The sequence below is a fragment of the Streptomyces sp. NPDC001617 genome (assembly GCF_053596855.1).
In genome coordinates this window covers 1-12,840 of the sequence record NZ_JBSFHA010000151.1, presented here as the reverse complement: position 1 = coordinate 12,840, position 12,840 = coordinate 1, and the positions used below count along the sequence as shown (strand labels likewise).

The 12,840-nt window shown below is 72.3% G+C and carries 7 protein-coding genes; 5 read left to right on the top strand and 2 right to left on the bottom strand.

Annotation, left to right across the window (positions count from 1 at the left end):
* Positions 1-913 precede the first annotated feature (913 nt).
* The 5 genes from fxsA (at position 914) to ACWC09_RS51035 (ending at position 9,140) form a co-directional block, all read left to right on the top strand.
* On the top strand, positions 914-1,099 hold the full coding sequence (gene fxsA, locus ACWC09_RS51055) for an FxSxx-COOH cyclophane-containing RiPP peptide (protein WP_450858991.1): 186 nt from the start codon (positions 914-916) through the stop codon (positions 1,097-1,099).
* Between the two features lie 155 nt (positions 1,100-1,254).
* Entirely contained in the window at positions 1,255-2,628 is a 1,374-nt protein-coding gene (gene fsxC / locus ACWC09_RS51050) for an FxsC protein (RefSeq protein WP_450858990.1), read from the top strand.
* On the top strand, positions 2,618-6,640 hold the full coding sequence (fxsT, locus tag ACWC09_RS51045) for an FxSxx-COOH system tetratricopeptide repeat protein (protein ID WP_450858988.1): 4,023 nt from the start codon (positions 2,618-2,620) through the stop codon (positions 6,638-6,640). Before fsxC ends, fxsT begins: the two co-directional genes overlap by 11 nt.
* A 212-nt stretch (positions 6,641-6,852) precedes the next feature.
* The gene (locus ACWC09_RS51040; RefSeq protein ID WP_450858986.1) at positions 6,853-8,061 is read left to right on the top strand and encodes an FxsB family cyclophane-forming radical SAM/SPASM peptide maturase; all 1,209 of its coding nucleotides are present in this window, start codon (positions 6,853-6,855) and stop codon (positions 8,059-8,061) included.
* Between the two features lie 44 nt (positions 8,062-8,105).
* Positions 8,106-9,140, top strand: a complete 1,035-nt coding sequence (locus ACWC09_RS51035; RefSeq protein WP_450858985.1) for an aKG-HExxH-type peptide beta-hydroxylase — start codon at positions 8,106-8,108, stop codon at positions 9,138-9,140.
* Positions 9,141-9,157: 17 nt separating this feature from the next.
* Here ACWC09_RS51035 and ACWC09_RS51030 read toward each other — a convergent pair whose 3' ends face one another.
* Positions 9,158-10,057, bottom strand: coding sequence for a UTP--glucose-1-phosphate uridylyltransferase (locus ACWC09_RS51030; protein ID WP_450858983.1), 900 nt, complete (start codon positions 10,055-10,057; stop codon positions 9,158-9,160).
* Between the two features lie 131 nt (positions 10,058-10,188).
* Positions 10,189-12,723, bottom strand: a complete 2,535-nt coding sequence (locus ACWC09_RS51025) for a helicase-associated domain-containing protein (RefSeq protein WP_450858993.1) — start codon at positions 12,721-12,723, stop codon at positions 10,189-10,191.
* Positions 12,724-12,840: the final 117 nt, after the last annotated feature.

Sequence of the window (12,840 nt, the reverse complement as noted above, 5' to 3'; positions counted from 1 at the left end):
CCGGCCGCACCTGATCACAGGCTGCCTGCCGACCACCGGCCTGGACCTTCAGGGCCTGATCGAGACACCGGACATCACGGATTCAACCTGAGTAATCCCTCCTCAACCCACCCTCGTCCCCAGCTCCCATCCCGTCCGCCGTCGACCCACACACCGTGGAGCGGGCGTGGTTCATGGCGTCCAGGTGGAGCGCGCCGCTGTACGAACGACCTGGACGCCATGGGCCGCGTCTGCTCGGCTCTGCCTGGGTCGATGGCGGACGGGATGGGAGCTCCCCGCGCACACCACTACGGACCCGCGGCCGCGAACGGCGCCCCCTCCATCCCGGTGCCGGCCGATCCCCGCCGGAGGCATGGTTCTGACCGGGGCCTTGCCCGTATCGGTTTCTACTCAGGGCCGTAACTAGCTTGCGGCCCCAGGGGCCCGACCTCGGCGCCGTAGGCGCAGAGGGGTCGGGCCCAAGGGGCCAGCCCGCGCTTGCGCGGGCCCTTGAACCTGTAGAGAAAGCTGTAACTTTCAGCCGGACTGGGCCTGAAGTCCTGCGCACGCTGGGAGTCGGCGCTAGCCGGTGCCACCGTTCAGCGCTACCCAGGGCAGACGCCTCGTTCGCTCCGTGACGACGTCGGTGCTCTCCCTCAGCGGGCCTGCATAACCACACTGACCAGGTAGACCGCTCCACAGCTCGGACCTATCCGTTAATGTGTGCATCGCGTCTAATCGTATGGACGATGAGAGGACCGTTCACGTACGCGCACATCCCTTCCGTACGGCCAAACGTCCAGTGTGCCTGATGTCGACAAGGCCCGGGGGAGGGCTGTGGTGCCTGGAACAGGGTGGCACCATCCCTATAGGGTGAGCTATGTCTCGCGTGTCGCACCCTAAAACAGCGCACGCTCATGTGCGAAGGATGGCGATGGACGCTAGCGCTCGGATCGACTCATGTCTGCTGGATGTCGCAGACCTGAGCATGGAAGCGCTGGACGGCTTGCTCGAGGAGCTGCCCTCCAACGCGCTGGGCGCGGCGTTGCGACGAATGGTCGACGAGGCGGTCAACCCGGTCGGGGTGCCGTACGCCGCTTTCGATTCCGCGATGATCTGAGCGCATCCCCGCCCTCCCCCTTCTTCTCTTCCGCGCACCCGGCAGATGTCCGAAGCCGACAGCTTGAGTCATCAACCCTCGGGGTATGACCCGGACATGCTCCGGCATGCAGGTGGCACACCGTCAGGTCGACTGGGGAGCTATCGGGGGGCGCCTTGGTTCAGGAGCCGTACTTCTTCCTCAGCTACGCGCGGAAGGACAGTCCGGACGAGTTCGTCAAGCGGTTCTACGACGATCTCGTGCTGGAGCTCCGCCGGATCGGCGCCGATCCGGCAGCACAGCCGCCGTTCCGGGACGTCGAAGGGCTCGGGCTGGGTGATGACTGGGCGCGGGTGCTCGGTGCCGCGGTCGGGCACTGCCGTGCCTTCGTCGCGTTGTACTCCCCGGCGTACCTGAACAGCGAGTACTGCGGCAAGGAGTGGACGGCCTTCCAGGAGAGGCTGCGGGAGTACCGCCGGGAGACCGAGATCGACGTCCCCGCGCTGGTTCCGGTGCTGTGGGCGCCCATGGTGGGGGATCTGCCGGAGGAGATCGCCCGCTTCCAGTACCACGAGGGCGGTATGGGCCAGGAGTACGTGGCACAGGGCCTGATGCAGATCCTCCGTACCAACCCGATGGGCGAGCAGTACCGCACGGTCGTCGAGAAGGTCGCCGCCCGGGTGAAAATGGCCGCGGACCGGTTCCGGCTGCCCTTCACGTCCGGTCTCGACCTCGGCGACGTGCACGGCCTGTTTCCGGTGCCGGGGCACCGGCGGGCCGCCGCACCGGGTGCCGGGCACGTGGAGATCTTCCTGGCCGCCGGCGTCGCCGACGCGTTGCCCGAGGGGCGGCTCCGGTCGGAGTACTACGGGCGCTCGCCGCGGGAATGGACGCCGTACCACCCTCCCAAGGACCCCACGGTCGCTCGCCGGGCCCAGCGGGTGATCATGGAGTCGGGCCCCTACACCAGCAGTGTCGAGGTCGTCGACGCCGCGCTGAGCAGCCGCCTCGACGAGTCGATGGCCAACAACCAGACGAGCATCCTGCTGGTCGATCCATGGGCCGCGCGCACCCCGGCCTACCGGGATGTGCTCGCGGACTACGACGGCCAGAACCGCCCTGCCACCGGTGTCCTCGTGCCCTGTCATGACTCCGACGAGGAGTCCGGCGGTGAGGATCTCTGGGAGGACCTCAGCCGGGTGTTCTGGCGCAACTGGCGCCGGCAGAACGACCCGCACGATCCCCTGTTCCGGGTGCGCGTGGGCGAGGAGGACTTCGACGACCGACTCGCCGTGATGCTGACCGTGGCCCAGAACCGGCTGATGGAGATGGAGGGCACCACTCCCTTCCGGCTCCCCACCGGTCCGACCCCGCCCCCGATGACCGGGCTCGCCATCCCGGGCCCGACCTCCGCTCCCGCCTCCGCGGGCCCGCCACTGCGGTTCCCGTTCCTCGGTGCCGCCCCCGCACCCCACCAGGACGCCGCCCCGCCCCCGCAGGAGCCGCCCGGCGGCCCATCCGCCACGAAGGACACAGACGATGACCAGTAGTCCCACCGGGCCGGGCAAGATCGTCACGTTCTACTCGTACAAGGGCGGCACCGGACGCACCATGGCGCTCGCCAACGTCGGCTGGATCCTCGCCAGTGGCGGGCACCGGGTTCTGCTGGTCGACTGGGACCTGGAGGCCCCGGGCCTGCACCGCTATCTGCACCCGCTGCTGGTCGATCCGGAACTGCGCTCGTCCGACGGCCTGATCAACATGGTGCAGGCCTATGTGCGCACCGTGCTCAGCCCCGAGCCGCCCACGGTCCGCGAGACCGTCGTCGGCCGCGGGTCGCGGGCGGCCGCGACCGCCACCGCCGAGACCGACGACTGGCTGCGGGCCGCCGCGGACCTGACGCCGTACACCGTCGGACTGTTGCTGGAACTCCCCTCCGGGGGGCGGCTGGACTTCCTTCCCGCCGGGCGCCAGTCGGCCGCCTACTCCGCCGCCGTCACCAGCTTCAACTGGCACAGCTTCTACGACCTGCGTCGCGGCGGATACTTCCTCCAGGCACTGCGCGAGGAGATGATCTCCTCCTACGACTATGTGCTGATCGACAGCCGGACCGGCGTGAGCGACACCTCCGGGATCTGCACCATCGTCCTGCCCGACGTCCTCGTCGACTGCTTCACGATGAGCGCCCAGAGCATCCGCGGCGGGGTGGACGCGGCGGCCGCCGTGCAGCGTTCCGCACCCCGCCCCATCAAGGTGCTGCCGGTCCCCATGAGGGTCGAGGAGGCCGAGACCGAGCGGCTGGAAGCCGGACGGGACTTCTCCCGCACCGAGTTCGAACCCTTCCTGAGCTGGCTCCCGCAGGAGGAGCACAGCCGCTACTGGGGTGAGATCGAGATCCCCTACAAAGCGTTCTACGCCTACGAGGAGATCCCCGCCACGGTCGCCGACCGGCCCCACCAGGAGCGCTCCCTGCTCACCGCGTTCGAGCGGCTCACCGAATGGATCTCGGAGGGCCGGGTGCGCCGGCTCGCCCCGCTGCCCGGGGACCGGCGAGCTGAACTGCGCGCCGCCTATCTGAGGGCACCCCGTACCCTGCCCACCCAGATCTACATCAGCTACTCGCCGTTGGGCCGAGTCTGGGCGGAGTGGACGGCAGAGGCGCTGGAATCGGTCGGTTACCAGGTTTCGCTGCACAGCACGGTCGCACCGGACGGCAGTGTCCTGCCCGAGGTGGCCGGCACCCTGAGTGGTCAGGGCCGGGTGCTCGCCCTGCTGTCGCCGGAGTACGCGGCCCAGTCGCGGGCCGCCACGATCCGCCTCCAGCTGGCCGGACACGAGACGCTCGCCGGCCCCGGCCTGGTCGCCGTCCGTCTCCAGGACCTCGACCCGGCGGCCATGGGCCCGTACCTCGACAGTGCGGTCGCCGACCTCACGCGGAGCGGCCCGGCCGAAGCCGTCGACCAGCTCCTGGCGGTCCTCGGGCCGCCCTCGGGCCGCCGCCTCCCGGACGGATCCGCCTCGGCCACCGCCACGGCCCTGCCGGGCTTCCCCGGCTCGATCCCGGCGGCCCAGCGCCTGCCGTCCCGCAACCTCTCCTTCACCGGACGCGCCCCACTGCTGGAACGACTGCGTGATCATTTCACCGCCGGGCCCACCGCCACCGTGCCCAGTCAGGCGCTGTACGGGCTCGGCGGCATGGGAAAGACGCAGACCGCTCTCGAGTACGCACACAGGTACAAATCGTCGTACGACGTGGTCTGGTGGATGAACGCCGCCCAGCCCGGCCTGATCCGCTCCGCACTCGCCGACCTCGCCCCCTACCTCGACCTGGAAGAGGGCGAGGACGTGGGCAGCACCGCCGAGGCCGTGCTGCGCGCCCTGGGGCAGGGACAGCCGTACGAGCGCTGGCTCCTGGTGTACGACAACGCCGGCAGCCCCAGGGAACTCGACGGCCTCCTGCCCGCGGGGCCGCCCGGCGGACATGTGCTGATCACCTCGCGGGACCGGGCCTGGGTCAACAGTGCGGGCCGGGCCGAGGTGGAGGTCTTCACCCGGGCGGAGAGCGTGGAACTGCTGCACAGGTTCAGCCCGTTGCTCTCCGCCGAGGACGCGGAACAGATCGCTCACGAACTCGGCGACCTGCCGCTCGCGGTGGGACAGACGGCGACCTGGCTGAGCGAGAGCAACATGCCGGTCGACCGCTACCTCGCCCAACTCCGCGACCGCCCCGCCGACATCCTCGACCACACCCAGCTGCCGCCCCGGGAGTACCCCAACTCCGCCGCACGGACCTGGCAGATCGCGGTGGAGGACCTGCGCAGGCGCGACCGGGCCGCCGCCGAGATGCTGGAGATCTGCTCCTTCTTCGGCCCCGATCCGATCCCCATGCGGCTGCTGTACGGCCGGGCCGTCACCCGGGCCCTGACCATGGACGCGGACGAACCCCGCGACGAGATGGCCGTCGCCCAGCTGTTGCGCCTCCTCAACCGGTACGGGCTGGCCCGCAGCGACCAGGGCAGTGAGACCCTGACCGTGCACCGGCTGGTCCAGGCGGTCATCCGGGACGGAGTCGGGGCACAGCGCTGGACGGAACTGCGCGGGGTGGTCCACACCGCACTGGCGGACGCCAACCCGGGCAACCCCGAGGCCACCGCCGACTGGGACGAGTACGACGAACTCCTGCCGCATCTGGAGCCATCGCGGGCGGCAGCCGACCCCAACCCCGAGGTCCGCAAGCTCATCACCGACTCGGTGCGCTACCTGTGGAAACGCAGCCTCTACGGCACGGCCCACGACCTCGCCGTACGCACTCTGGAACGCTGGGCACGGCCGGGCTTCGCGGGCGGCGGCCCCGACGACACGCACACCCTGCTGCTGCGTACCCAGCTGGGCAACGTGCTGCGCTCGCAGGGGCGGCTGGCGGAGGCGTACGAACTCGACGTCGACGTCATGCGCAGGTTCACCCGTACCAGGGGCGCCGAGTACCCGGCCACCCTTGCCGCGGCCTGCAACGTCGGCGCCGACCTGCGTGCGCTCGGCCGGTACCAAGAGGCCCGCGAGCTGGACCGGGCCACCTATGAGGCGGCGTACGCCGAATTCGGTGAGGACCACCAGCGCACCCTGATGTACGCCAACAACCTGGGCATGTCCGAGTACCTGGCGGGCGACCGCCGGGCCGCCCTGGAGCTGCACCGCTCGGCGTACGAACGGCAGCGGCAGAACCAGGGCAACATGAAGCCGCGCACTCTGAACCTGGCCAACAACTACGCCCGTGACCTGCGCGAGACGGGAGAGCTCCAACAGGCACTGAGTCTGTTGGAGACGACCACCCGCCTGTACCAACAGCTTCTCGGCGACGGGCACAGCGACACCCTGCGGGCCCGCAAGAACCTGGCCGTCGCCCTACGTCGGGACGGCCGCTACGGCGAGGCACGCGACATCGACCAGGACATCTACAACCGCTATCTCGTGGCCCACGGCGCCGACCACTACGACACCCTCGCCGTCGCCTGCAGCCTGGCCAGCGATCTCGCCGCGCTCGGCGAAACCAGGAAAGCGCTGAAGGAGTACGCCGAGCGGGCCCTCACCCGTTACAAGGACTACCTGGACGAGGAGCACCCGGTCACTCTGGTCTGCGCCAACAACATGTCGGTGTACCTCAGACTGCTGGGCGACACCGACGAGGCGCTCGCGCTCTCGGGACGCACCATGGAACACCTGCGCACTGTCCTCGGGGAGACCCACCCGTACACCTACAGCTGCATGCTCAACCACGCCAACGACCTGGTGGCGGCCGGCCGGATCCAAGAGGCCGCCGATGTGGGGACGAGGGCCCGGGACGGGCTGCTGGCCGCCCTCGGACCGGACCACTACGACGTCATCGGCAGCGCCTCCAACCTGTCGCTGAGCCTGCGCGAGCTGGACCGGGTCGCGGAGGCGGACGAACTGCTCGAAGACGCTCTGGCACGCGCGAAGCGCACCCTGGGAGAGGACCATCCGACGACGCTGGCGATCGCACGCGGGACGCGACTGGACTCCGACATCGAGCCGCCGACGACATAGGACGGCCACAGCGCCGGTACGGGGCCGGCCTCGGCGCGCCCGCCTCCGGACCGGTCCGGCGCACGGGAGGCGGCGCAGCCGTCCGGACCCGGCGTACCCGCGGGCTGACGGGCTGTAGGATGCGGCCACCCGCCAAGCCCCCCCATTCCCGTGCCGGACCGGCCGTCGGCGGGGGCGGCTGCGGCACCGGCGCGATCGAGCGAGGCCGGCCCATGGTTCCCTTCCGGCAGTTCCTGCTGAAGATCCACAGCCGCTGCAATCTCGCCTGCGACTACTGCTACGTCTATGAGTCGGTGGACCAGAGCTGGCGCGACCGCCCCCGCGCCATGGCCCCCGGCGCCGTGCGCCGAGCGGCCGCGCTGATCGCCGAGCACGCACGCGAACACGGCCTGGCCGAGGTCCACGTCGTCCTGCACGGCGGCGAGCCGCTGCTGGTGGGGGCAGCGCGACTGGACGCCATGCTGCGTGAACTCGCCGACGCCCTGCACGGGGTGGCGGCCCTACGGCTCACGCTGCAGACCAACGGCCTGCGGCTGGTCGAGGACCCGTCACTGCTGCCGATCCTGGCCCGCCACGGAGTCCGTGTCGGCATCAGCCTCGACGGCACCGCCGCCACGCACGACCGGCACCGCCGGCGCCCCGACGGACGCGGCAGCCACGCCGACGTGGCATGGGCGCTCCGGCTCCTCGCCGACGGCCCGCACCGCGCCCTGTACGCCGGAGTGCTGTGCACCGTCGACTTGGCCGCCGACCCCGTGGAGACCTACGAGGCGCTGTTGGAGTTCTCCCCGCCCCAGCTCAACCTCCTTCTGCCGCACGGAACTTGGGACACACCGCCGCCCGGCCTGGCCGACCGGACCAGCCCGCCCCGCAGGGCGCCCGGAGCCGTCCCCGAGGAACCGGTGCCGTACGCGCGATGGCTGTGCGCGGTGTTCGACCGCTGGTACGACGCACCGCGCCAAGAGACCGGGATCAGGCTCTTCGAGGAGATCCTGGCGCTGTTGCTCGGCGGCACCGCCCGCAGCGAGGTCGTCGGACTGACCCCGGTCGACCTCGTGGTGGTCGAGACCGACGGCACGATCGAGCAGGCCGACAGCCTCAAGGTCACCTACCCCGGGGCCCCCGCCACCGGCCTGGACGTCTTCCGGCACACCTTCGCCGACGCCGCCCGCCACGAGGCCTTCCGGGCCCGACAGCGTGGGCCGGCCGGCCTCGCCCCCGTCTGCGCCGCCTGCCCCCGCGCGGCGGTCTGCGGCGGCGGCCTGTACGCCCACCGCTACCATCCCGGGGCCACGCCGACCCCCTTCGCCGCACCGTCCGTCTACTGCCCGGACCTCGCCGTTCTCGTCGACCACATCGCCGACCGCCTGCGCCGGGACGTCACGGTGCTCCGTGCGGCGGCGCAGCCGGCGGCGAGATGACGGCGGCGCCCCGCGCCGGCCCCACCCGCGAGGAGCAAGCCCCCGTGCCCGTCCCGCCCACCGCCGCCACCCTCGGCACGCACGATTTCGACCCGGACCTGTTCGACGCCGTCGCCCGCGCCCGCGGCGGCACCGCGGCCGTGGCGGAGCTGAGGCGCGGTCAGTTCAGCAAACGCATGCTGATGATGGTGGCCGTCCGCCGGTCGCTGCCCCCCGGCACCGGCTTCGACGAGCCCTACCGGCGACTGGCGCGTATGCACGGCGACGACCCGGACCGCTGGCGCGCGGTGATGCTTCATCCCTATCTGGACGAGGGCCTGGCCCGCGTGCTGGCCGAGTGCGCCCACGGCGGTCGACCCGACCTGGCCTGGTTCGGTGAGCTGGTCGACGGCGGACCGGCCGCGTTGTCCGGACCGCACCAGCTGTCCACCGAGTGCGACGGCGTGGCGCTGCGCGTGCGGCTGGCCGACCGTGGCCCCTTCAGGGACGTCCACGGCTACACCCCTGCCGAGCCGCAGAGCGCCGACGAGGTCGAATACTGGCAGCGGGCACTGGTCGGCGCCTGGCGGGTCCTGGTCCGCCGGCATCCCTGGCACGCCCGGGCCGTCGCCGCCTGTCTGTCCACCCTGGTGCCGCTGCGCCCCGCGCCGGGCGGCTCGTCGGTGAGTTCCGCGGCCCGCCGGGCCCACGGCGCCGTCGCCCTCTCGCCGCCCGGCGATCCCGTGCTCTTCGCCCTCACCCTGGTCCACGAGTTCCTGCACATCCAGCTCGGCGCCCTGCTCGACCTGGTCCCCCTGCACGGTCCGGCGTCGTCCGCCCGCTACCACGCCCCCTGGCGCCCCGACCCCCGGCCGTTGGACGCACTCCTCCAGGGGACCTACGCCCACCTGGGCGTCTGCGACTTCTGGCACACCGAACGGACCACGGCCGCGCGGCACCCCCGGGCCGAGCAGGAGTACGCCACCTGGCACGGATACACCTGCGGTGCCGTGGACACGCTCCTCGACAGCGGCGAACTCCTCCCGGCCGGCCGGCGCTTCACCGAGGGGATGCGCGAGGCACTCGCCCGGACGGGGTGAGACTCACCTCCGCCGTCTCAGGCTCGCCCGTCGCCCAGCTCCGCCTGCCGTCGCAGATGCGGTCCGTACTCCGGGTCCGCCAGGGCGGAGGCGAACTGGGCTGTCAGGTAGGCCAGGGGGTTGCCCGTGTCGTACCAGCGGCCCTGGATGACCTGGCCGTAGGCGGCCTTGGTGGCGGCGTAGGCGTTGATGGCGTCGGTGAGGTAGATCTCACCGGTGCGGTGCTGGTACCAGGCCTTGGTCTGTTTGCGGAGTTCGTCGACGATGCCGGGGGTGATGACGTAGCCGCCGATGGCCGCGTAGGCGGAGGGCGCGTCCTGGGGCTTCGGCTTCTCGACCAGGCCCGTGATGCGCAGGAGGCCGTCGCCGAGGTCCTCCTTGACGCGGGGGACGCCGTAGCGCTGGGAGTCGGCCGGGTCCATGGGCAGCAGGGCGAGGACCGGGCAGCTGGTGGCCTCGTAGGCGCGGATCAGCTGCTGGGCGCGCGGGACGTCGGCCACGAAGACGTCGTCCGGCCACAGGACGAGGATCGGCTCGTCGCCGACGTTGCGGGCGGCGTTGAGGACGGGCGTGCCGTTGCCGTACGGGCCGTGCTGGTCGAGGTAGGTGATGTGGCCGCGCCGGGACAGCTCGCCGACCTCCTCCACGGCGTCCGCGTACGCCGTCTTGCCGTCCGCCCGCAGCTGGGCGACCAGCCCCGGATTCGGCCGGAAATGCTCCTGGATCAGGCCCTTGCCGCCGGACACGACGATCGTGATGTCGGTGATCCCGGACGCCACGAGTTCGCGGACGGTGTGCTCGATGACCGGCTTGTCGCCGACCGGCAGCATCTCCTTCGGGATCGCCTTGGTGAGCGGGAGCAGGCGGGAGCCCAGCCCGGCGGCGGGGATGACTGCCCTGCGGATCGTCGTGGCCATGGAGTCCCTTTCGTCGGAAAGCCGGTCGCGGTTCCGGTCTCGTTCAGGAAACGCTGCCCGCGGGCCGATGCCGGAAGCCCCGGGTGAACAGTTCCGGACAGGCGGGTGGAGCGGTGACGAAGAGGTCGGCTTCACGCCTCCTCCGCCAGCTCCGCCACGCCCGTCACCCGGTGCAGCGGATACGTCCGTACCTCGTCCGCCGTGTGGTCGTACGCCGTCACGAAGCCGCCCTCGACGCGGATCGGGGCGATCACGCGCTGGCTGGCGGCGCCCTCGGCGTTGACGTAGCCGATCCACAGGGCCTCGCCGGTCAGGACGGCCGCCTGCATGGTGGCGAGGGTCTCGGCGGAGCTGGTGCGGGGCAGGTCGGTGGAGGGGGAGGCCGAAGGGGCCTGTTTGCGCGGGGTCGTGGAGGCCAGGTCGCCTGCCCTGATCGCGCGGATCGCCGCCGCGAGGAGCGTGGCGTCCGGGGCCGGCGGGCCGTCGGGGACCGGCTCGGGGGCCGTGCGCGGCGGGGTGCGGTGGGCGTCGGCGCGGGTGATCAGGACGTCGCCCTCGGCCGACTCGGCGGCCGGCGCGAAGCCCATCGCGCGCAGGCCGTCCAGGAGGGTCGCCGGGTCGGCCTGGGTGGCAAGCACGGTCGGGGCGAGGCGGCGCAGGCGCAGGGCGGCGGCGCGCTTGTCGGCCATGATCTCGTTGAGCAGGGCGTCGTCGTCGCAGCGGACGTACGCCGAGGCCGCGCCCACCCGCAGATGCCCGTGCTTACGGGCCACGTCGTCGATCAGGTACGCCAGCGGCTGCGGGACCGGCGTACGGGAGTGCGCGGCGAGGAAGGCGTGCAGGTCGGAGGCGGCACGGCCGGCGTCCAGGGCGCGGCGGACGGAGCCGGGCGTGAAGCGGTAGACCGTCGCCCCGCCCTTCGACTCCACGTCGGCCAGGACGTCGAGCATGTCGGCGAGGGGGCGCTTGAGCGGGCCGGGGGCCACCGCCGTGAGGTCGGCCTGGAGCAGGACGTGGTCGAGGGGTTCGGGGAGGAGCGGGGTGAGGATGCGGGCGGCGGTCGCGGAGGCCACGGCCTGCTCGGCGGAGGAGAGGGGTTCGAGGGCGACCGGCACGTGATGGACGGGGAGTTTGTCCCCCGGTCCGGAAGAAGCAGAAGAACCAGAAGAATCGGCGGACTCGGCGGGCTCCCTCGTCGTGGCCCTCGGCGCCCCCAGCAGCGCCCTCCCCTGAGCCGACAGCGCCCCCCGTCCCGTCACCCCCAGCATCTCCGCCTCCGACAGCGTCCAGCGGGCGAGCCGGGCGCGCAGGTCGTCCTCGCGGCGCTGCGGGCGCTCCCACTGGAGGCGGGCCAGCACCGACTCGGGCGACGGTGAGGCGCCCTCCGGGAGACCGGCGAGGAGGGTCAGGACCCGGTGTCGTACCTCTGGCGCGGCGCCGCGGTCGAGGCCCGGGCCGAGCGCCGACAGCGTACGGTCCTTCGCGTCCCGGCCCCCGACCAGACCGGCCGTCCGGGTCGCCGTGAGCCAGGTCTCCACGAGGCGGGTCCAGCGCTGGGCGGCGGGCTGCTCCAGCCACTCGTCGTAGGCCGGGGTCGCCGCGTACCGCTCGTCGGCCTCGCCGTCGGAGGCCAACAGGCCGGTGGCGTAGGTGAGTTCGACCCAGAACGCGGCGATCGGCTCGGCGACGTCGAGGGCTACGGCGGTCCGCTTGAGGTCGCGCAGGCTCAGGCCGCCGGCCCGCAGCACGGCCGGCCCGCCCTCGTCCCAGTCCTTCAGCAGCTCCTCGACGGTGGCCAGCGCGGTGTACGCCTGTCCGGCCGCCGTCGTGTCCACAACCTGTGGATGGTGCGTGGCGGTCGGTTCGAGGGCGGGCGGGAGCGGTTCGGTGGCGCGGTGCGCGAGACCGGCGCGCAGGTGCAGGGCCACCTCGCGGGGGAGTACGACGGTGCCGGGCGCCGTGGGCAGCAGGAGGCCCCGGTCCAGGAGCCAGCGCAGGCGGGGTGCGGGGTCGGCGGTGACCTGGCCGTACGGCGGGCCCCAGACCAGCCGGTCGAGGACCTCCCGCGACTCCTCCGGCCCCTGGGCGAGGAGCGCGGCCATCCGCCTGCGGTCGGTGAACAGGCCGGTCAGCGCGGCCACCGCGGACACCGAGTCGTGGGTCGAGGGCAGCCCGGCGGTGGTGACGATCTCCTGGATACGGCCCGGAGACATACCGGCCGTCGCCTCCTGCACCGTCGGCCCGAGCCCCGTCGGGGACGGGTGCTGCGGGGACGGCGCCAGCAGCTCCCGTGCCGTCCGCACCAGCCGCAGCGTGTCGTCCGTGCCCCACACCAAGGCCTGCTCGCGCAGCGTGCGGAGGGCGCGGGGGAACGCCGCGGTGACCGTCGGGTCGCCCTGGTCGCCGGTCATCAGGCCGAGCAGTTCCCCGTACGACGCCGGGTCCGCCGCCACCGCCAGGGCCTGGGCCGTCTGCAGTGCGAAACGGTCCAGCCGCTCCAGGGCGCGGACGACCGAGGCGCGGGTGCCGGCGCGGGTGGCGAGCTGGGTGAGGTCGGTGGGGACGGGGGTGATGAGGTCGGGACGGGCGCGGAACAGCGCTGCCAGGGAGGGGTCGTCCCTGAGCCGGAGTGCCTCTGCGAGCGAGCGCGGGCCGGGGGTGCTCATCTGACCCACGTTAGCGGTTGCCCGGCGTGGCAGCGGGAGTCCCTGGGGGCTGCCGTGCAGGCCATGGGCTCCGCCGGCCAGCCGGTCCTGCGCGGCATCGAGCACATCCAGCGGCTC

What these genes read in the sequence shown, in the direction of transcription:
- ACWC09_RS51040 (WP_450858986.1), top strand. Translation starts at nt 6,853, where the DNA reads ATGGTTCCCTTCCGGCAGTTCCTGCTGAAGATCCACAGCCGCTGCAAT.
- fxsA (WP_450858991.1), top strand. Translation starts at nt 914, where the DNA reads ATGGACGCTAGCGCTCGGATCGACTCATGTCTGCTGGATGTCGCAGAC.
- fxsT (WP_450858988.1), top strand. Translation starts at nt 2,618, where the DNA reads ATGACCAGTAGTCCCACCGGGCCGGGCAAGATCGTCACGTTCTACTCG.
- ACWC09_RS51025 (WP_450858993.1), bottom strand. Translation starts at nt 12,723, where the DNA reads ATGAGCACCCCCGGCCCGCGCTCGCTCGCAGAGGCACTCCGGCTCAGG.
- ACWC09_RS51030 (WP_450858983.1), bottom strand. Translation starts at nt 10,057, where the DNA reads ATGGCCACGACGATCCGCAGGGCAGTCATCCCCGCCGCCGGGCTGGGC.